Genomic DNA, 19,364 nt, shown 5'->3' on the forward strand with positions numbered 1-19,364 from the left:
TTCCCCGTCGAAATCAGCCTCAGCCCCCTCGAAACCTCCGACGGACTCCTCGTCTCCGCCGCCGTACGCGACGTCAGCGAACGAAAAGCCGCCGAGGCCCAGCTCACCGCCCTCTACGAACAGCAGCGGCATGTCGCCCTCACTCTTCAGCGCAGCCTCATGGGGACCCCGCCCCCCGTTCCGGGGATGAACACGGCCAGCCGCTATCTGCCCGCCACCCAGGGCGCGGGGGTCGGCGGCGACTGGTTCGACCTCGTACCACTGGGTGCGGGCCGGGTCGGCATCCTCATCGGCGATGTCATGGGACGCGGGCTGGAAGCCGCGGCCATCATGGGGCAGCTCCGTTCCGCTGCCCACGCCCTCGCCAAGACAGGTATGCAGCCGAGGCAGTTGATGCAGTCCCTCGACGCGATCGTCGCCGAACTCGACGGGCCCGATCAGCTGGTCACCTGCTGCTATCTGATCGTGGCACCGGACGCGGGCGAGGTGACCGTGTGCTCAGCCGGCCATCTGCCCGCCCTGCTCGCCCCGCCGGGCGAAGGCGTGCGACCCCTCGACGCACCGGTGAGCGTGCCGCTCGGTGTCGGGGACTTCCTCCATCAGCAGACCACGCTGGCCGTAGCGCCCGGATCCAGCCTCATTCTCTTCACCGACGGGCTGATAGAGACGCCGGAAGGCGACATCGAGGAGCAGCTCGACGCCCTCATGACCGAGCTCGACCGCGCCCTGGCCGCCGCGCGCGGTCTGGAGGAGGCCGCGGACCGGGTCCTCGCGTCCGTGCTGCCCTCCACCGAGGACCATCACGACGATGTGACCCTGCTGCTGGCCCAGTTGCCTGCGGCGCCGCTGGCCACCGCGGCCATGGATCTGCCCGCACTGTCGGCGTCGGTGTCGGATGCGCGGGTGTTCCTCACGAAGGCCCTTTCCGCATGGAACTGCGACGGGCTCGCCGATGACGCACAGTTGCTGGTGTCCGAGGTGGTCACGAATGCCATTCGGCACGGCCAGGGCCCGGTCCGTCTGCATGTGCGGCGTGACAGCAGTGAAGTCACCGTCGAGGTGAGCGACCACAGCCACCATCCGCCCCAGCCGCGGCTGGCCGCCGACGACGACGAGTCCGGACGAGGACTCATCCTTGTCGACACCCTTGCGGGCGACTGGGGGACACGCCCCACCGACGACGGGAAGACCACATGGTTCACGCTGCCGTTGACGATGGGGTGACCTGTTCGGTCAGGCTGCCCGGAACCACGTCTGCGCGAGCGACTCCAGCGTCCGGAAGGGCGGCGCGGGCAGCTCCCGCAGGTACCGGGGCAGGTTGCTGTACACACGCAGCAGCGTGTACGCGAGCAGCTCGGAAGGGTCGAAGATGTGGCCGTACGCCGCGAGCAGCCGGCCCAGCAGTTTCGGGTCGCCGCGCGTGACGAACAGGCCCACGGCCACGAAGTCGTACGCCCGGTGGCCGATCATCGCGGGCTCGAAGTCGAACAGGCCCGTCAGACGCCGGCCGTTGGGGTCGACGATCAGGTGCCGGCGCATGAACTCGGTGTGCAACAGAGCGGCTGCGGCTCCCGTGGGAGGGCCTGCGCTCCGGGGCGCATCACCGTCTCGTAGGGACGATCCCGTCCCACTGTTCATCGGTTTCCACCAAGGGCAGCATGATCCGGACGGTAGGCACCGGCACGATCGCGCGGCTACGGATTATCGGCCGTCGCCGAGCCCGGTCCCGCCGGGAGTTCAGCTCCGCAAGGTCACGCCGTACCGCGTACGCAGGCGGACGATCTCCCACCACGCCACTGCCGTCACCGATGCCGGGCCTCCGAGGATGGCGCAGATCTGGATCAGGGGTGGGCCCGGAGGCGGTCCGGCCATGGACAGATTGATGGCCGCCAGCTCCCACACCAGCACGCCGGTGAGCAGGGCCGGGAGCACCGCGTGCACATCGGCGGTGTTGAACGCGGTGCGGACGACCGTGGCGGAGGCGAACCCCACGAAGAACGTGACCCACAGGATCGGCAGGAGCAGCGCGAACGAGATCAAGGTGTCGAGCACGCCGTCCCGAAGGTACCTGCTGAGGAGCATGACGCCGGCGAACAGGATCGGCACGGCCGTGAAGGCGCCGAAGTACCAGAGCACCGAACGAACCGCCGGGCGCAGTCGCGCACGCATGACCGGTCGCGCGGACGGCGGCGCGAGGCGGAACAGGATCGCGATCACCGCGGGCGCTGTGAGGAGCAGCAGCCATGGGGTGATCGCCAGCCGGAAGAGGACCTGGTCCTGGGCCTGCTGCCAGTCCGCGGACGTGCCGTACGCCACCATGATCACGCAGGATGCGCCCAGCGCTGTCCAGGCCCGGACCTTTTGTACGCGCATCACTTCCGGGTCCTGGATACGGCGATGGCTGTGCACGGGAAACACCGCCCGGGCCTTCCTCCGGGCCGAGCGGGCCAGCGGGTAGGCCACCAGGAGGAACAGGGCGGGCCATACGCACAACAGGAGCATCGCCCACACGCAGCCGTGGATCCGGCGCCCGTGTCCCAGCACCTCCCTCAGCGGCGGCCACTCGTCCTCACGCAGCCGCCGCCACAGTGGCACGGGCGGGCCGTAGGGCGGCGGCGGTGCCCCGTTGGGCGGCCATGGCGGGCGGTACGGACCCTGTCCCCCGAACGTCACGCCGACTTCCTTCCCGGAGTCTGCTTCCGATCTTCCAGGGGACATTCAACTGCCTTGAGCACGACGCCACATGAGAATGGGTCCGCAGCCCTCGCTGAAGGCCCTGTCGACGGTCAGGAGGCGCAGTACCGGTCGTGTGCCGGGCGCTGTCCCGTGAGCAGGAAGCCGGTCACCCATGCGTCCCCGCACTCGTTGCCGCCTGCGCGGTAGGAGCCGTGGCCCATCGCGTCGACCGTCACCATCCTGGCCCGGTCGCCGAACGCCGCCCGCATCTTCCTCGCGCCGGCCAGCGGCGTGGCGACGTCCCGCTCGTTCTGGATCATCAGCACGTTGGACGGGCCACCGTCCGGGGTGATGCGGACCGGGGGTTCCTGGGGCCCGCCGTGCCAGAAGACGCACGGCATCACGTTCACCGGCATACCGGCCGTCAGCGGGTGGCGCTCACGGCTCTTGGCCACGTCCTTCTCGTACTCCGTCTGTTCCCGCTCGTGCCAGGCGTCCACGTCGTTGCAGATCGTCGCGGCCGAGGAGGCGACCGTGTTCTGCATGACGGCGTCCGGGACCGTGCTCGCGGGCGGCAGCGGCGCGCCGGTCCGGGCCGCAGTGATCAGGCGGGCCAGGGACGGGAAGCGGTCCTTGGAGTAGAGGCTGTCCAGCAGCGTCTGGCGCAGCACATTGCCGTTGAGCTGCTCGGGGTTGGCGTCCGGCCACGGGATCGGTTCCCGGTCCAGACGCGCGGCGAGTGCGAGGAACAGCGGCCGGACCTCGGCGGCGGTGGCGGCCAGGCGGTCGGGGTTGTCCGGATCGGCGGCCCAGTCGGCGAAGCCGGGGAGGGCGTCCTCGACGCCGATCGCGTAGTTCGCCAGCCACCTGCGTGCCACCGCCTCGGGTCCGGGTCGTCGTTACTGTCGAGAACCCAGCGGTCGGTGCGGTGCGGGAACATCTGCGCGTAGACGGCGCCGACGTAGGTGCCGTACGAGACGCCCCACGCCGACAGTTTCCGCTCCCCTGGCGCCTGGCGGATGCGATCGATGTCGCGGGCCTCGTTGCGGGTGCTGAGGGTGCGCAGTACCTCTCCGCCGTTCGCGGCGCAGGTGTCGGAGAGTCGGCGGGCGGTGGCGATGTTCCGGTCGATCGATCCGTCGGGCGCGGGCCATGGGCGCAGACGTTCCATGGCGAGATCGTCGTGCGGCAGTCCACAGTCGACGGGTGCGGAGCGGCCGACACCGCGCGGGTCGAAGCTGACGACGTCGTACGCCTCGCGCACCGACTGCGGGAGCCGCTTCCCGCGGCGGGAGGGCTGGTCGACACCGGGGCTGCCCGGCCCACCGGGGATCAGCAGCAGGGTGCCGCGCCGCGCCCCGGGGGTCTCGCTGCGGAGGCGGGAGACGGCGAGGGAGATCTGCGGGCCGCCGGGGTCGGCGTACTCGAGGGGTACGGAGACCGTGCCGCACTCCTGGCGCGGATCGATCCCCGCGCCGGGGCAGGGTCCCCACTGAATTGCCGTGGCCGTCGGCTCGGTTGCCGTGGCGGGTGCGGGGAGGGCGACCAGCGCGGTCGCGAGAGCCGGGAGGGTGAGAGCGAGGGTGATGACGGGCTGACGGCGAAGGGTTCGCATGATTCGCATGGGAAGACCCTCGCGGAATCCCGCGCCCACCCCACCGGAGCCAACTGCCCTCTTCGCAGGGGGGATTGCCCCACCCTTACGGGCCCCACAGGCTCCCGGTACCGGGGCACTTCCGGGCCCGGGAAACGCCCGAAGGCGGCACCCCCTGGGAGTGGGGTGCCGCCCTCGGTCAGGACGGTTGATCAACCAACAGGCCGATCAGAAGTCCATGTCACCGCCCGGCATGCCGCCACCGGCAGGCGCGGCGGCCTTCTCCGGCTTGTCGGCGATGACGGCCTCGGTGGTGAGGAACAGCGCCGCGATGGAGGCCGCGTTCTGCAGGGCAGAGCGGGTCACCTTCGCGGGGTCGATGATGCCCTCGGCGATCATGTCGACGTACTCGCCGGTCGCGGCGTTCAGACCGTGGCCGACGGGCAGGTTGCGCACCTTCTCCACAACGACGCCGCCTTCGAGACCACCGTTGACGGCGATCTGCTTCAGCGGGGCCTCGAGCGCGAGCTTCACGGCGTTGGCGCCGGTCGCCTCGTCACCGTCGAGGTCGAGCTTCTCGAAGACCGAGGAAGCCTGGATGAGAGCCACGCCACCACCGGCGACGATGCCCTCCTCGACAGCGGCCTTGGCGTTGCGCACCGCGTCCTCGATGCGGTGCTTGCGCTCCTTGAGCTCGACCTCGGTCGCGGCGCCGGCCTTGATGACGGCCACGCCGCCGGCCAGCTTCGCGAGGCGCTCCTGGAGCTTCTCGCGGTCGTAGTCCGAGTCCGAGTTCTCGATCTCGGCGCGGATCTGGTTGACGCGGCCCTGAACCTGGTCGCTCTCACCGGCACCGTCGACGATCGTCGTCTCGTCCTTGGTGACGACGATCTTGCGGGCGCGGCCCAGGAGGTCCAGGCTCGCGTTCTCGAGCTTGAGACCGACCTCCTCGGAGATGACCGTGCCGCCGGTGAGGATGGCGATGTCGTTCAGCATGGCCTTACGACGGTCACCGAAGCCCGGAGCCTTGACGGCGACGGACTTGAAGGTGCCACGGATCTTGTTGACGACCAGGGTCGACAGGGCCTCGCCCTCGACGTCCTCGGCGATGATCAGCAGCGGCTTGCCGGACTGCATGACCTTCTCGAGGAGCGGCAGCAGGTCCTTGACCGAGCTGATCTTCGAGTTGACGATCAGGATGTACGGGTCGTCGAGGACGGCCTCCATACGCTCCATGTCGGTGGCGAAGTACGCCGAGATGTAGCCCTTGTCGAAGCGCATACCCTCGGTGAGCTCCAGCTCCAGACCGAAGGTCTGGGACTCCTCGACGGTGATGACGCCTTCCTTGCCGACCTTGTCCATCGCCTCGGCGATGAGCTCGCCGATCTGGGTGTCGGCGGCGGAGATGGAGGCGGTGGAAGCGATCTGCTCCTTGGTCTCCACGTCCTTGGCCTGCTCGAGCAGGGCACCGGAGACGGCCTCGACGGCCTTCTCGATACCGCGCTTCAGGGCCATCGGGTTGGCACCGGCGGCCACGTTGCGCAGGCCCTCACGGACGAGCGCCTGGGCGAGAACGGTCGCGGTGGTCGTACCGTCGCCGGCGACGTCGTCCGTCTTCTTGGCGACTTCCTTGACCAGCTCGGCGCCGATCTTCTCGTACGGGTCCTCGAGCTCGATCTCCTTGGCGATGGAAACACCATCGTTGGTGATCGTGGGGGCGCCCCACTTCTTCTCGAGGACGACGTTCCGGCCCTTGGGGCCAAGGGTGACCTTGACGGCGTCGGCGAGCTGGTTCATCCCGCGCTCGAGACCGCGCCGTGCCTCCTCGTCGAACGCGATGATCTTGGCCATGTGAAGTGGTCCTCCCGGACTGGGGTGGATTGCTCCGGACCGCGCTGGCGCCCGCGACGGACGGCCTGCATGCCGTGTGGTTCCTTGCCCCACCCGGCCTGCGGACCTCACCGACCCGGTCCTCGTTGTCACTCTCACTGTCAGAGTGCTAACGCCAATGATTAGCACTCGACCATGGAGAGTGCAAGCGCCTCTCACGGATGCGAACCGGTTGGCGAACGGATCAGGAACGGATCACCGACATGCGCGGAGACGCACGAGGGGCCCGCATCCCTGGGTGGGATGCGGGCCCCTCGGAGTGAGTGCGTCGGTGGCCGATCGCGCCTGGATCAGACGGCGAGCTTGACCATGTCCGCCTGCGGACCCTTCTGGCCCTGCGAGATCTCGAACTCGACTCGCTGACCCTCTTCAAGGGTGCGGTACCCATCCATCTGGATCGCGCTGTAGTGGACGAAAACATCCGCACCACCGTCGACCGCGATGAAGCCGTAGCCCTTCTCCGCGTTGAACCACTTGACGGTGCCCTGAGCCATGCCTAACTCCCCTATTACTGGCCCTTGCGCAGGACCGCACCTCGCGGACCCGGGTCAGACCTACCGCCCCGACAGGAGGGGCGTGCGCCGGAACGCGTCGACCGCGGCTGAATGTATCTGCCCAACTGCCCTCTGCAACAGGTCAGTCGGACGAGAAATCTGAGCAGCCGCGAACGGATGATTTATGTGAATTCTGTGAATTCCGGGGCAAGTCGGGCCCGACAAATGGCGTCAATGGCGCATTTCGATCGCGCACTTTGGCTGTTTCTTGTCGCCTCGCGGCGCATTCTCATATGCGAGCGGCACAGGCGGCGGCGGGGGCTTCCCCAACTCTACCGCGCTCAACCATGCAGAATTGCCCCCTCCGTTTCTTCCGCGGAGGGGGCAATTCTGGTTACTCTGGGTAATTCGAGGTAGGTCAGCCGCCGGCGACCGCGGGGATGATGGAAACTCCCGCACCGTCCGGCGTCGCCGTCTCCAGGCCCTGCTCGAAGCGCACGTCGTCGTCGTTCACGTAGACGTTGACGAAGCGGCGCAGCTTGCCCTGGTCGTCCAGGACCCGGGCCGCGATGCCCGCATGGTTCTTCTCCAGATCCGCGATGACCTCCGAGAGGGTCGCGCCCTCGGCCGGGACCTCGGCCTGGCCACCCGTGTACGTGCGAAGGATGGTGGGGATGCGGACATTGACGCTCATGGTGTGCTGCCTCTCTCGGTAGTTCAGCCGGCCAGGCCGGCGTCGCGGAACGCGTCCAGGCTCGGGCGGATCGTCGCGGTCGGGCCGGTGGTCGGAGCGACAGCGTCCAGCGTCTTGAGGCCGTCGCCTGTGTTGAGCACGACGGTGGTGAGCGCCGGGTCGAGCACACCCTGCTCGATCAGCTTCCGGGTGACACCCACGGTCACGCCACCCGCGGTCTCGGCGAAGATGCCCTCCGTGCGCGCCAGCAGCTTGATCGCGTCGACGATCTGCTCGTCGTCGACGTCCTCGACCGCGCCCCCGGTGCGGCGGGCGATGTCCAGGACGTACGGGCCGTCCGCCGGATTGCCGATGGCCAGCGACTTCGCGATGGTGTTCGGCTTCTGCGGGCGTACGACGTCGTGGCCGGCCTTGAACGCGGTGGACACGGGCGAGCAGCCCTCGGCCTGGGCGCCGAAGATCTTGTAGGGCCTGTCCTCGACGAGACCGAGCTTGATGAGCTCCTGCAGACCCTTGTCGATCTTGGTGAGCTGCGACCCGGAGGCGATCGGGATCACGATCTGGTCGGGCAGCCGCCAGCCGAGCTGCTCGCAGATCTCGTACGCGAGCGTCTTGGAGCCCTCGCCGTAGTACGGGCGCAGGTTGACGTTGACGAAGCCCCAGCCCTCGCCGAGCGGGTCGCCGATGAGCTCGGAGCAGAAGCGGTTGACGTCGTCGTAGTTGCCCTCGATGCCGACCAGTTCGCCGCCGTACACCGCGGCCATGACGACCTTGCCCTGCTCCAGGTCGTGCGGGATGAACACGCAGGAGCGGAAGCCGGCCCGGGCGGCGGCCGCGCCGACGGCGCCGGCGAGGTTGCCGGTGGAGGAGCAGGACAGGGTGGTGAAGCCGAAGGCACGGGCGGCCTCGACGGCGATCGCGACGACGCGGTCCTTGAAGGAGTGCGTCGGGTTGCCGGAGTCGTCCTTGACGTACAGGCCGCCGGTGACGCCCAGTTCACGGGCGAGGTTGTCGGCCTTGACGAGCTTGGTGAAGCCGGGGTTGATGTTCGGCTTGTCGGCCACGTCGACGGGGACGGGCAGCAGCGGCGCGTAGCGCCAGATGTTGTCCGGGCCCGCCTCGATCTGCTTGCGCAGGGCCTCGGGGTCGCCGCTCGGCAGGTCGTAGGCGACTTCGAGCGGCCCGAAACAGGAGGCGCAGGCGAAGATGGGGCCGAGCTCGAAACGCTCTCCGCATTCGCGGCACGAGAGTGCGGCGGCGGGTCCGAGGTTCACGGGGGTGGTGGTGCTTGCGACAGTCTGCGCAGCCATGGTGGCGAGGCCCTTTCTCCTCATCTTCCTCGTGACGCATCTCGCCACGAGACGGAATTGGCACCTTCCCCACCGTGACCTCGCGGTCGGCGGGAGGGTTGCCGGGGCTTCAACGGGCCGTTCCCTCTGCCCCTCTGGATGAGCGGTATTCGATTGTCGGCGAGACGACCCCGGCATGCGACGGTCATCTGCGTTGTTCAAGACTGTAACCGAAGGCATGGAGGGTTGAGATAGTCGTCCGAACAGCGAGATGGATCACCCGACCGGAAGTCAAGGAGACGCGCACGTGCTCGATGAGGTGGAGCGCTGGCTGAGCAGGCGTTCCTGGGCGGCGGCCGATCGCACGCTGAACCAACTGGTGGCGGCCAAGGCCGGGCGCGGAACGTCGGTGAGTGTGGTGCTCCCAGCGCTGGACGAGGAGGCGACGGTCGGTGACATCGTCACGGTGATCCGGCGCGAGCTGATGGAGACGGTGCCGCTCGTCGACGAACTGGTGGTCATCGACTCGGGCTCGAGCGACCGTACGGCCGAGGTGGCCGCGGCGGCCGGCGCGCGGGTGGTCCACCGGGACGCGATCCTGCCGCGGATACCGGCCGTGCCGGGCAAGGGCGAGGTTCTGTGGCGGTCACTGATGGTGACCAGCGGAGACATCGTCTGCTTCGTCGACGCGGATCTGCGGGACTTCTCGGCCGACTTCGTCTCCGGGACCGTGGGGCCGCTGCTGACCGACCCCGAGGTGCAGTTCGTCAAGGCGATGTACGACCGGCCGCTCGGCGCGGAGCCCGGTCAGGGCGGGCGGGTGACGGAGCTGGTCGCGCGGCCGCTGCTGAACCTGCACTGGCCGCAGCTGGCCGGGTTCGTCCAGCCGCTGGGCGGCGAGTACGCGGCGCGGCGCTCGCTGCTGGAGCGACTGCCGTTCCCGGTCGGTTACGGGGTGGAGCTGGGGCTGCTGGTGGACGCGCTGCACACGGTGGGCCTGGATGCGCTCGCACAGGTGGACGTCGGCTCGCGCAAGCACCGTCACCAGGACGGACAGGCGCTGGGCAGAATGGCGGCGGCGATCTACCGCACGGCCCAACTGCGACTGTCACGCGGACACTTGGTGCGGCCGGCGCTGACGCAGTTCGAGCGGGGCGAGGCGGGGTTCGAGCCGCGTACGTACTGGGTGGACACGGAGGAACGGCCGCCGATGCGCGAGATCGGTGAGTATGCGGCGCGTCGCGCGGCGTAACCCGGAACAGTCGGGCATCTTGTCTAAATTTCGCACTTATGGGCGCTCAATATGACAGGAATGGCAGGCTCGGCCCGTACGGCGGGCTCGGCACCTACGGCAGGCATGGCACGCGCGGCAGGATCCGCAGGGCCGGCAGTCAGCTCGTCGCGGCCCTGACGGTCACGGCCGCGACGGTGCTCGGCCCCGCGGCCGGGGCAGCCGTCGCGGCCGGGGCAAGGACCGCGGACACCGTGGGGCCGGACCCCTCCCTCCGGCAGGTACAGGTCCACCCCGGCGAGATGGCCCGCACCGGGGCCACGACCGAGCAGCTGTGGCTGATGGGCGGGGTGGCGCTGAGCCTGTCGGCGGCGGGCGTGGTCGCCGTCGCCGCGTCGCGCGGCCGCCGCAGGCACTGAAACCGGCTGAGACAGGCCGAGGAGACCGTACGCACGTTTGAGGGTTCGCGGGACGGGCTAAGTTCGGCACATGGTCTCCGAGCGTGAGCACGTTGCCCAGATCCTGGTCGCCTCCAACCGCGGCCCCGTCTCGTACACGGTGAACGACAGCGGCGGACTCGACGCCCGCCGCGGTGGCGGGGGCCTGGTCTCCGGCCTGTCGGCCATCGGCTCCGAGGCGCAGTCCCTATGGGTGTGCGCGGCCCTGAGCGAGGGCGACCGCGAGGCCGTACGGCGCGGGGTGGGCGAACCCGGTGTGCGGATGCTCGACATCGACGCCGCCGTGCACGCCGACGCGTACAACGGCATCGCCAACTCGGTGCTGTGGTTCGTCAACCACATGCTGTACCAGACCCCGCTGGAGCCGGTCTTCGACAAGGAGTTCCGGCGGCAGTGGGCGGCGTACGAGACGTACAACCGGGCGTTCGCCGAGGCACTGGCGGCACAGGCCGCGGACGGGGCGTCGGTGCTGGTGCAGGACTACCACCTGGCGCTGGTGCCCGGGATGCTCCGCGAGCTGCGTCCCGACCTGCGGATCGGGCACTTCTCGCACACGCCGTGGGCGCCGGCCGAATACTTCCGGATGCTGCCCGACGACATCGCGCGGCAGCTGCTGCGGGGAATGCTGGGCGCCGACCGGCTGGGGTTCCTGACCGCGCGGTGGGCGGCCGCCTTCCGGGGCTGCTGCGAACAGGTGGTGGGAGGAACGGGCGCCACCCGGCTCGGGGTGCACGGCCTCGGCGCGGACGCGGACTTCCTGCGGGAGCGCGCACACCGGCCCGATGTGGGAGACCGTATGGCGCAGCTGCACGAGCAGATCGGCGGCGACGGCGACCGGAAGACGATCGTCCGAGTCGACCGCACGGAGCTGTCCAAGAACATCGTGCGCGGGCTTCTGGCCTACCGGGAGCTGCTGGAGGAGCACTCCGAGTGGCGGGAACGGGTCGTGCACATCGCGCTCGCCTACCCCTCGCGCCAGGACCTCGCGGTCTACCGGGACTACACCGCCGAGGTCTCCCGGCTCGCCGACGAGATCAACGCCCGGTTCGGGACGGCCGGCTGGACTCCGGTCGTCGTGCACGTCAAGGACGACTTCGCCCGCTCCCTGGCCGCCTACCGCCTGGCGGACGTCGCCCTGGTCAACCCGATCAGGGACGGCATGAACCTGGTCGCCAAAGAGGTCCCGATCGTCTCCGACAACGGCTGCGCGCTGGTGCTCTCGCGTGAGGCGGGCGCGTACGACGAGCTCGGCGACGACGCGATCACCGTCAACCCGTACGACGTGACGGGCACGGCGACCGCGCTGCACGAGGCCCTGACCATGCCGGACACGGAACGGGCCGAACGCACCAAGCGGCTCGCGGCGGCGGCGACGGCGCTGCCGCCGAAGCAGTGGTTCCTGGACCAGCTGAACGCACTGCGCGGCACCACCGCCTAGCCCACCCGACCTGCGACGGGGAGTTCCCCGGAGCACGACAACGCAGAAGCCCGCCCGGCCCGGCCCCGGCGCGGGACGGGCGCTGCGATCCCCGTGCTCGGCGCGGGCCGCCGACCACGACCCTGTCGCAGCCCGCGGCTCCCGGTGCCCGCCCTACAGCCGCTGCGCCAGCGCCGCCAGGAACTCCACCACCGCCGGCGGGCCCGGCAGCAGCAGATCCGCGCGGTCGGCCAGTTCGGTCACCTCGTTGCTGCCGCTGCAGACCAGCAGTCCTGGGACGCCGTCCGAGCGGAGTTTCTCCACCACTCCGAACGCGGGGAGGTCACCCAGGTCGTCGCCCGCGTAGAGGACAACCTCGGCGTTCACCTCCCGTACGTACTCGGCCAGCGCCATTCCCTTGTCCATGCCGGGCGGGCGCAGTTCCAGGACCATCCGGCCCGGTTCCATGATCAGGCCGTGGCGGTCGGCGAGGGCCGCGAGCGGTTCACGCAGGGCCTCGAAGGCGGCCTGCGGGTCGGTGGCGCGGCGCGTGTGGACGGCGACGGCCTGGCCCTTCTCCTCGACCCAGGTGCCCTTCCAGGCCCCGACCTCGTCGAGGAGGCCGGGAAGCTCGGCGCGGGCCGCGGCGACGCCGGGGTTCGGGGCGGGGGCGTGGACGGTGCCGGTGACCGCGTCCCAGCGCTCGGCGCCGTAGTGGCCGAGGACGACGAGATGGTCCAGGCCCGCCACCCCGGCAAAGCCGCCGTAGCGCACGGCGACTCCGGCGGGGCGGCCGGTGACCACGGCCACGGAGGCCACCCGTGGCGCGAGCGCGGCGAGTGCGGGGACGGCGCCCGGGTGGGCCCGGGCCTGTTCGGGGTCGGGCACGATCTCGGCGAGCGTGCCGTCGAAGTCGAGGGCGATCACGGCCCTGGTGGGCCGGGCGAGGAGTGCCGCGAGGCCGTCACGACCGGCAGGGGTGGACGGCGTCGGCAGAGGGTGCGCGTACGGGGAGCCCATGGTCCGACCCTATCGGCGACTTCTCCTGGCGTCCCTGACACGGCGCAGTCGGTTGACAGTGACGGGATCGTGCGCGAGCGCACGCTCGTCGTCGAGGAGCGCGTTGAGGAGCTGGTAGTAGCGCACCGGGGAGATGCCGAGCTGCTCCCTTATCGCCCGCTCCTTCGCGCCCGCTCCGGACCAGGAGCGCTGCTCCATGCCCAGGACGGCCCGTTCACGCTCGGAAAGCACCTGGTCGTCGGTCATACGATCCAACCTATCGGCGCCCGCCGACGCCCGGGGTGTCCCGCCGCATCCCTACGGCACCCGGCCACGCGCCGACCGGAGAGGTCGGCGGCGGGGGACGTCGGGCGGACCGCCGTATCGCGTCCGGGCGAGGAAGTCCCCGGGGCGCCGCAGACAGTTCGGGCCACGAGGCCGGAGGCGCGGCAGGGCACGGCACGGGCCACCGCGTGCAGGCCGCGCCCGGCAGCCGCACCACCGCCCCATCCGAGCAGCCGCGAGGCCGCCCACTCGGTCGACCTCGTGCGACGCGGCCGTAGCGGCCCGCACGCCGGATCACGGCCTCCGCAGGCCTACTCCGCGGCCTCCGCCGCCTTCGCATCGCGCTGTATCCGGCCCAGCACCGCCTCCGGGCTGCCGCCCGGCTCGACCGCCCTGCCGATGTTCTTCTTGATGTTCTCGCTGGCCGACGCCCATGACGTCTTCCCCACGGGCGGCAGCATCGACGCCGGCAGCTCCCGCAGGAACGCCTTGAGGTCCTTGTGCTGCGGATCGTCCTCCATCGCCTCGGAGGCGGAGACCGTCACGGGCAGCAGGTCGTTCTGGCCGGCGAAGTCGAGGACGTTCTTGTCGCTGAAGACGAAGTCGAGGAACTTGCCGATCTCGGCCCGGTGGCCGCTCTCCTTGAAGCCCATGATCCAGTCGGCCACGCCCATCGCCGCCTTGGCCTTGCCGCTGCGGCCGGGCAGCGCGACCTTGCCGACGTCGATGCCCTCCTTCTCGGCGGCCTGCATCAGCGACGGGTGGCCGTTGAGCATGCCGACCTCGCCGCGCGTGAACGCGGCGAAGGCGTCCTTGCGGTTGAGTTCGGCGGGCGGGACGGGCCCGGTGAGTTTCGCGTCGACGAGGTTGCTCTTCAGCCAGTCGAATGTGTCGACGTTCGCCTGCGCGTCGATCGCGTAGCTGCCGACCGCGTCGGTGTACCCGTCGCTGCCGCCGCTGAGCAGCCACATCATGGTCTCGGCCTGGGCCTCCTCCGGCCCGAGCGGCAGCGCGAAGGGGTACGGGACGTCGGTGTTCGCCTTCAGCTTCTGCGCATCGGTCCTGAGATCGTCCCAGGTCCTGGGGCTCTCGGTGATCCCTGCCTGGGCGAACAGCTTCTTGTTGTAGAAGAGCAGCCGGGTCGAGGCGACGAACGGAAGCCCGTACTGGACGCGCTTCTGCTCGCCCGCGTCGACGAGCGGGGTGAGGAAGTTGGCCTGCACGGGTACGGAGAGCAGCTGGTCGGCGGAGTAGAGCTTGTCGGCCGCCGCGTAGTCGGCGTAGGCACCGATCTGGGCGATGTCGGGAGCGTTGCCCGCCTTGACCATCTCGGCGACCTTGCGGTCGACGTCGTTCCAGGACTCGACCTGGACCTCGACCTTGATCCCGGGGTTCTGGGCCGTGAAGGCGGCCGTCAGATCGGCCCAGTACTTCTTGCTGCTCTCGCCTCCGGCGACGTCGTAGTCGGCGGCCACGAGCTTGAGGGTGACCTCACCTCCCGAGCCGCCGGAGCTGCCACAGCCCGAGAGCGAGATCGTCATTGCGAGTGCCGCGGCTGCCGCGGCGAGACCCAAGAAGCGCCGCTGCACAGCTCTCCCCACCCTCTGCTGTCGGTTGGTCGTACGTCCCGGTCGTCCCTCGCGACGTCCTGCGAGATGAGCGATGATTCTCCCATGGTGGGCATGAGGTCTACACCAATGCGGGTATCACTTTCGCAACGCCGTCGCGTTGCAGGCCCCTCGAACGGGCTGCTATGCACATCCCGGCACGAAGTGGTCGGTGCCGGTCCCGAGTCGTACGTCGCGAGGAGCCATGCCGCATGTCCCGTACCGCAGCAGAGATAGCCACCCAGCCCGCCTGCTGGCGCCGAGCGGCCGAGACTGCCACGGCCTTCGAGGGTCTGCCGCAGCCGGGTGAGCGCGTCGCCGTCACCGGCTGCGGCACCTCGTGGTTCATGGCCATCGCCTATGCCGCGCTGCGGGAGGCGGCCGGGCTCGGGGAGACGGACGCGTTCCCCGCCTCGGAGTTCCCGGCGGGCCGTTCGTACGACCGGGTGGTCGCCATCACCCGGTCCGGCACGACGACCGAGGTCCTCGAGCTGCTGGCCCGGCTCAAGGGCAAGGTGCCCACCCTCGCGCTGACGGCCGACCCGAGGACGCCGGTGATGGACGCGGCGGACATGGTGGCGGTACTGGACTGGGCGGACGAGGAGTCGGTGGTGCAGACCCGGTTCGCCACGACGGCGCTGGCGTTCCTGCGGGCGGGCCTCGGGGACCTGCCGGGCCTGAAGTCGGTGGCCCAGGCCGCGGTCGACGCCGAGCTGGCGATCACGGAGCCGCTGCCGGAGGCGGTGGTGGCCGCCGAACAGTGGACGTTCCTGGGCCGCGGCTGGACCTACGGGCTCGCACTGGAGGCCGGCCTGAAGATGCGCGAGGCGGCGGGCGCGTGGACCGAGTCGTACCCGGCGATGGAGTACCGCCACGGCCCGATCTCCATCACCGGCCCGAACCGGGTCGCGTGGGTCTTCGGCGCGCTCCCGGAGGGCCTGGCAGGGGACGTCGCCAAGGTCGGCGGCACGCTGGTCGCCCGCCAGGATGCGGACCCCCTGGCGGACCTGGTCCGCGCCCAGCGCCTCGCGGTGACGCTGGCGGAGTCGCAGGGCCACGACCCCGACCGCCCGCGCAACCTGACGCGCAGCGTGATCCTTTCCGGCTGACGGACGACGACAGGCGGCTCGGGGCAGGCCCCCGGTGGCGGGAGCGGGAAGCGGAGACCCCCATGCCGCCGACAGGCGTCGGGCCTCGAACCAGCCCGACGCCTGTCCTCGGGAGCCGTCCGCCCCCGTGTACGGCCCGGGGCCGGGCCGCCACCGCCGTTAGGCCGTTTGTATGCAGCGTCAACAATCTCGCACAGTGGACTAGACCTATTCTGGTCCGCACGCGAGACTGTCCTCGTGAGACACGTCATCGCCCTCGATGTGGGCGGCACCGGGATGAAAGCTGCCCTCGTCGGGGCGGACGGGACGCTGCTGTACGAGGCACGGCGCGCGACCGGGCGCGACCGTGGACCGGACGCCGTCGTCGAGTCCATCCTCGGCTTCGCCGCCGACCTGCGCGCCTACGGCACCGAGCACCTCGGCACGACCGCCCGGGCCGCCGGAGTCGCGGTCCCCGGCATCGTCGACGCCGAGAACGGCATCGCCGTCTACGCCGCGAACCTCGGCTGGCGCGATGTACCCCTGCGCGCCCTGCTCGCCGAGCGGCTCGGCGGCGCACCCGTCGCCCTGGGCCACGACGTACGCACCGGCGGGCTCGCCGAGGGCCGCATAGGAGCCGGCAGGGGCACCGACCGGTTCCTGTTCGTGCCGCTCGGCACCGGAATCGCCGGAGCCATCGGCATCGCGGGCGTCATCGAGGCCGGTGCGCACGGCTGCGCGGGCGAGATCGGCCACATCGTCGTACGGCCCGGCGGACCTGCCTGCGGCTGCGGGCAGTACGGGTGCCTGGAGACCCTCGCCTCCGCCTCCGCGGTCACCCGCGCCTGGGCCACCGCATCCGGCGACGCGGAGGCGGACGCCGCCGACTGCGCGAAGGCCGTCGAATCAGGCGATCCGGCGGCCCTGGAGGTCTGGCAGGAGGCCGTGGCCGCGCTCGCCGACGGGCTGGTCACCGCGCTCACCCTGCTGGACCCGCGCACTCTGATCATCGGTGGCGGGCTCGCCGAGGCAGGGGAAACCTTGTTCACACCCCTTCGGGCCGCGGTCGAGGAGCGTGTGACGTTCCAGAAGCTGCCCGCCATCGTCCCGGCGGCCCTCGGGGACACCGCCGGATGCCTGGGCGCAGGGCTGCTCGCCTGGGATCTACTCGCCACGGAGGTATCCGCCTGATGGCCGCTCGCGCCACAGCCACAGTTCTCGCCGGAGCCCGGGTCGTGCTGCCGACCGGGACCGTCGACAACGGACGGGTCGTCATCGAGGGCACGAAGATCGTCGGCTCCGCACCGGCCGACGCACCCGCCCTCGATCTGTCAGGGCACTGGGTCGTCCCCGGCTTCGTCGACCTCCACAACCACGGCGGCGGCGGTGCCTCCTTCACCTCCGGCACCACCGAGGACGTGCTGCGAGGAGTACACACCCACCGCGAGCACGGCACCACCACCCTCGTCGCCTCCACCGTCACCGGCGAGATGGACTTCCTCGCCCACAGGGCCGGATTCCTGTCCGAACTCGTCGAGCAGGGCGACCTGGCGGGCATCCACTTCGAGGGGCCGTTCATCTCGCCGTGCCGCAAGGGCGCACACAGCGAGGACCTGCTGCGCGACCCCGACCCCGCCGAGGTCCGAAAGCTCATCGACGCGGCGCGCGGCACCGCCAAGATGGTCACCCTCGCCACCGAACTGCCCGGCGGCATCGACTCCGTGCGGCTGCTCTCCGAGCACGGTGTGATCGCCGCGATCGGGCACACGGACGCGACGTACGAGCAGACCCTCGAGGCGATCGACGCGGGCGCGACCGTCGCCACCCACCTCTTCAACGCCATGCCCGCCCTCGGGCACCGCGCGCCGGGACCGGTCGCGGCGCTGCTCGAGGACGAGCGGATCACCGTCGAGCTCATCAACGACGGCACCCATCTGCACCCCGCCGCTCTCGAACTCGCCTTCCACCGCGCGGGCGCGGACCGGGTCGCGTTCATCACCGACGCCATGGACGCCGCGGGCTTCGGCGACGGCCGCTACGAGCTCGGACCGCTCGCGGTCGACGTCACGGACGGGGTGGCCCGGCTCGTGGAGGGCGGCTCGATCGCCGGATCGACGCTCACTCTGGACACCGCCTTCAAGCGGGCCGTCACCGTCGACCGCATCCCGGTCGAGGACGTCGTCCGCGCCATCTCCGCCAACCCGGCGAGGCTGCTCGGCCTGTACGACACGGTCGGCTCGCTGGAGCCGGGCAAGGACGCGGACCTGGTGGTCCTGGACGCCGGGTTCAGACTGAAGGGCGTGATGCGCAAGGGAAAGTGGGTGCGCAACGAGGTGGTGGTTCACCGGGGCAGGAGCCGTTGACGTTGCTGTGACGTTGTGGTTTCCACGGGGTTGGCCCCGAACGCCCTCGTGGAGGACCACGGCCCGACGGCGCCGTGGTTCACCACGGCAGGGGCCGTCGGTGGTTGCTGTCGTGCTCCGGTTTCCACGTGGATGGCCCCACTTGCTGCGTGGCCGGCACCGGGGTCTGGGCCAACCGCCTTCCGTTTGGCATGATCAGGGCCCGTACGAGCACGGCGAACGCGTTTCCTGGGGGTGTCGGCGGGTGATCCTTACGGTGACGCTCAACGCCGCCCTCGACATCACCTACCAGGTCGCAGCCCTCACCCCGCATGCCAGCCACCGGGTCGGCGAGGTACGCGAACGGCCCGGCGGCAAGGGGCTGAACGTCGCCCGGGTACTGACCGCGCTCGGCCACGAGGCGGTCGTCACCGGCTTCGCGGGCGGCCCGGTCGGGGCCGTACTGCGGGATCTGCTGGCCCCTCTGCCGGTACAGGACGCGCTGGTGCCGATCGCCGGGAACACGCGGCGCACTCTCGCCGTCGTGGACACCTCCACCGGCAACACCACGCAGCTGAACGAACCCGGCCCCGCAGTCACCGCCGACGAGTGGACCGCGTTCCTCGACATGTACACCGCGCTGCTGGGCCGGGCCGGCGCCGTCGCCCTGTGCGGCAGCCTGCCGCCCGGCATCCACGTCGGCGCGTACGCCGAACTCGTGCGCCGCGCCCGCACGGCGGGCGTCCCGGTGCTGCTGGACACCAGTGGCGAACCGCTGCGCCGCGGCATCGCCGCCCGCCCCGACCTGGTCAAGCCGAACGCCGACGAACTGGCCCAGCTCACCGGCTCCCGCGAGCCCCGGCGCGCGGCCCACGACGCCCGCCGCCGAGGCGCCCACACCGTCGTTGCCTCCCTCGGCCCGGACGGGCTGCTCGCGGCCACGCCGGACACCGTCTGGCAGGCCATCCCGCCGGCCACCGTCAAGGGCAACCCGACCGGTGCGGGCGATTCGGCCGTGGCCGGCCTGCTGTCGGGCCTGGTCGAGCAACTCCCGTGGCCCGAGCGGCTGTCCCGCGCGGTGGCCCTGTCGGCGGCGACCGTGCTGGCCCCTGCGGCGGGCGAGTTCGACGCGACGGCATACGAGAACCTGCTCCCGCAGATCGCGGTGACCGAACGCGCGGCCGCGGCGTGAGCCGCGGCGGGCGCGGTGGCCCGGCCTCTGCGGCCCGGCGGCCGAGCGCCCGCCCCGTGCCCGCCGCGCGCGAACGGCCCACCGTCGGGCCACCGCCGCCCGCACCTC

16 protein-coding genes, 2 pseudogenes and 1 riboswitch are annotated in these 19,364 nt (G+C 70.7%); of the genes and pseudogenes, 8 read left to right on the forward strand and 10 right to left on the reverse strand.

Annotated elements, in window-relative coordinates; translation table 11 throughout:
- Nucleotides 1-1,224 (forward strand): SpoIIE family protein phosphatase (locus ACFYWI_RS08025; RefSeq protein WP_389226958.1); only part of this gene is annotated, 1,224 nt, incomplete at its 5' end.
- A gap of 9 nt (nucleotides 1,225-1,233) precedes the next feature.
- Here the strand turns inward: ACFYWI_RS08025 and ACFYWI_RS08030 are convergent.
- The 7 genes and pseudogenes from ACFYWI_RS08030 to thrC all read right to left on the reverse strand — a co-directional run.
- A pseudogene (locus ACFYWI_RS08030) lies at nucleotides 1,234-1,578 on the reverse strand (phosphotransferase); the annotation flags it as partial.
- A gap of 159 nt (nucleotides 1,579-1,737) precedes the next feature.
- Complete coding sequence (locus ACFYWI_RS08035; protein WP_389226961.1) at nucleotides 1,738-2,673, reverse strand: hypothetical protein; 936 nt, start codon at nucleotides 2,671-2,673, stop codon at nucleotides 1,738-1,740.
- Between the two features lie 113 nt (nucleotides 2,674-2,786).
- A pseudogene (locus tag ACFYWI_RS08040) lies at nucleotides 2,787-4,291 on the reverse strand (alpha/beta hydrolase).
- Nucleotides 4,292-4,498: 207 nt separating this feature from the next.
- Complete coding sequence (gene groL, locus ACFYWI_RS08045; protein WP_389226964.1) at nucleotides 4,499-6,121, reverse strand: chaperonin GroEL; 1,623 nt, start codon at nucleotides 6,119-6,121, stop codon at nucleotides 4,499-4,501.
- A 329-nt stretch (nucleotides 6,122-6,450) separates the two neighbouring features.
- On the reverse strand, nucleotides 6,451-6,654 hold the full coding sequence (locus tag ACFYWI_RS08050; protein WP_005315736.1) for a cold-shock protein: 204 nt from the start codon (nucleotides 6,652-6,654) through the stop codon (nucleotides 6,451-6,453).
- Nucleotides 6,655-7,072: 418 nt separating this feature from the next.
- Nucleotides 7,073-7,348: a MoaD/ThiS family protein gene (locus tag ACFYWI_RS08055; protein ID WP_389226967.1), complete on the reverse strand. Its 276-nt coding sequence runs from the start codon at nucleotides 7,346-7,348 to the stop codon at nucleotides 7,073-7,075.
- Between the two features lie 23 nt (nucleotides 7,349-7,371).
- Complete coding sequence (thrC, locus tag ACFYWI_RS08060; protein ID WP_389226970.1) at nucleotides 7,372-8,658, reverse strand: threonine synthase; 1,287 nt, start codon at nucleotides 8,656-8,658, stop codon at nucleotides 7,372-7,374.
- A 17-nt stretch (nucleotides 8,659-8,675) separates the two neighbouring features.
- Nucleotides 8,676-8,803, reverse strand: a riboswitch (SAM riboswitch).
- A 141-nt stretch (nucleotides 8,804-8,944) separates the two neighbouring features.
- Here thrC and ACFYWI_RS08065 point away from each other — a divergent pair.
- From ACFYWI_RS08065 to ACFYWI_RS08075, 3 genes are all read left to right on the forward strand, one after another.
- The gene (locus ACFYWI_RS08065; protein WP_389226973.1) at nucleotides 8,945-9,889 is read left to right on the forward strand and encodes a glucosyl-3-phosphoglycerate synthase; all 945 of its coding nucleotides are present in this window, start codon (nucleotides 8,945-8,947) and stop codon (nucleotides 9,887-9,889) included.
- Nucleotides 9,890-9,927: 38 nt separating this feature from the next.
- On the forward strand, nucleotides 9,928-10,287 hold the full coding sequence (locus ACFYWI_RS08070) for a hypothetical protein (protein WP_389226976.1): 360 nt from the start codon (nucleotides 9,928-9,930) through the stop codon (nucleotides 10,285-10,287).
- A 70-nt stretch (nucleotides 10,288-10,357) separates the two neighbouring features.
- Nucleotides 10,358-11,764, forward strand: a complete 1,407-nt coding sequence (locus ACFYWI_RS08075) for a trehalose-6-phosphate synthase (RefSeq protein WP_389226979.1) — start codon at nucleotides 10,358-10,360, stop codon at nucleotides 11,762-11,764.
- 153 nt (nucleotides 11,765-11,917) lie between these two features.
- Here ACFYWI_RS08075 and otsB read toward each other — a convergent pair whose 3' ends face one another.
- The 3 genes from otsB to ACFYWI_RS08090 form a co-directional block, all read right to left on the reverse strand.
- Nucleotides 11,918-12,763 (reverse strand): trehalose-phosphatase, encoded by an 846-nt coding sequence (otsB, locus tag ACFYWI_RS08080; RefSeq protein ID WP_389226982.1) that lies wholly within the window; start codon nucleotides 12,761-12,763, stop codon nucleotides 11,918-11,920.
- Between the two features lie 9 nt (nucleotides 12,764-12,772).
- Nucleotides 12,773-13,009, reverse strand: coding sequence for a DUF3263 domain-containing protein (locus ACFYWI_RS08085; RefSeq protein ID WP_389226985.1), 237 nt, complete (start codon nucleotides 13,007-13,009; stop codon nucleotides 12,773-12,775).
- A 329-nt stretch (nucleotides 13,010-13,338) separates the two neighbouring features.
- Nucleotides 13,339-14,616, reverse strand: a complete 1,278-nt coding sequence (locus ACFYWI_RS08090; protein WP_389226988.1) for an extracellular solute-binding protein — start codon at nucleotides 14,614-14,616, stop codon at nucleotides 13,339-13,341.
- Nucleotides 14,617-14,846: 230 nt separating this feature from the next.
- On the opposite strand from ACFYWI_RS08090, the gene ACFYWI_RS08095 reads away from it, so the two are divergent.
- From ACFYWI_RS08095 to ACFYWI_RS08110, 4 genes are all read left to right on the forward strand, one after another.
- On the forward strand, nucleotides 14,847-15,743 hold the full coding sequence (locus tag ACFYWI_RS08095) for an SIS domain-containing protein (RefSeq protein ID WP_389226991.1): 897 nt from the start codon (nucleotides 14,847-14,849) through the stop codon (nucleotides 15,741-15,743).
- Between the two features lie 276 nt (nucleotides 15,744-16,019).
- Nucleotides 16,020-16,913: an ROK family protein gene (locus tag ACFYWI_RS08100; protein WP_389227336.1), complete on the forward strand. Its 894-nt coding sequence runs from the start codon at nucleotides 16,020-16,022 to the stop codon at nucleotides 16,911-16,913.
- Nucleotides 16,913-18,085, forward strand: coding sequence for an N-acetylglucosamine-6-phosphate deacetylase (gene nagA, locus ACFYWI_RS08105; RefSeq protein WP_389226994.1), 1,173 nt, complete (start codon nucleotides 16,913-16,915; stop codon nucleotides 18,083-18,085). The genes ACFYWI_RS08100 and nagA overlap by 1 nt, the downstream gene beginning before the upstream one ends.
- Nucleotides 18,086-18,329: 244 nt before the next feature.
- Nucleotides 18,330-19,256 (forward strand): 1-phosphofructokinase family hexose kinase, encoded by a 927-nt coding sequence (locus ACFYWI_RS08110; protein ID WP_389226997.1) that lies wholly within the window; start codon nucleotides 18,330-18,332, stop codon nucleotides 19,254-19,256.
- Nucleotides 19,257-19,364: the final 108 nt, after the last annotated feature.

This window comes from Streptomyces sp. NPDC002889, assembly GCF_042888425.1.
GTDB lineage: Bacteria > Actinomycetota > Actinomycetes > Streptomycetales > Streptomycetaceae > Streptomyces.

What these genes read in the sequence shown, in the direction of transcription:
- groL (WP_389226964.1), bottom strand. Translation starts at nt 6,121, where the DNA reads ATGGCCAAGATCATCGCGTTCGACGAGGAGGCACGGCGCGGTCTCGAG.
- otsB (WP_389226982.1), bottom strand. Translation starts at nt 12,763, where the DNA reads ATGGGCTCCCCGTACGCGCACCCTCTGCCGACGCCGTCCACCCCTGCC.
- ACFYWI_RS08095 (WP_389226991.1), top strand. Translation starts at nt 14,847, where the DNA reads ATGTCCCGTACCGCAGCAGAGATAGCCACCCAGCCCGCCTGCTGGCGC.
- ACFYWI_RS08075 (WP_389226979.1), top strand. Translation starts at nt 10,358, where the DNA reads ATGGTCTCCGAGCGTGAGCACGTTGCCCAGATCCTGGTCGCCTCCAAC.
- nagA (WP_389226994.1), top strand. Translation starts at nt 16,913, where the DNA reads ATGGCCGCTCGCGCCACAGCCACAGTTCTCGCCGGAGCCCGGGTCGTG.
- ACFYWI_RS08100 (WP_389227336.1), top strand. Translation starts at nt 16,020, where the DNA reads ATGAAAGCTGCCCTCGTCGGGGCGGACGGGACGCTGCTGTACGAGGCA.
- thrC (WP_389226970.1), bottom strand. Translation starts at nt 8,658, where the DNA reads ATGGCTGCGCAGACTGTCGCAAGCACCACCACCCCCGTGAACCTCGGA.
- ACFYWI_RS08070 (WP_389226976.1), top strand. Translation starts at nt 9,928, where the DNA reads ATGGGCGCTCAATATGACAGGAATGGCAGGCTCGGCCCGTACGGCGGG.
- ACFYWI_RS08055 (WP_389226967.1), bottom strand. Translation starts at nt 7,348, where the DNA reads ATGAGCGTCAATGTCCGCATCCCCACCATCCTTCGCACGTACACGGGT.
- ACFYWI_RS08085 (WP_389226985.1), bottom strand. Translation starts at nt 13,009, where the DNA reads ATGACCGACGACCAGGTGCTTTCCGAGCGTGAACGGGCCGTCCTGGGC.
- ACFYWI_RS08050 (WP_005315736.1), bottom strand. Translation starts at nt 6,654, where the DNA reads ATGGCTCAGGGCACCGTCAAGTGGTTCAACGCGGAGAAGGGCTACGGC.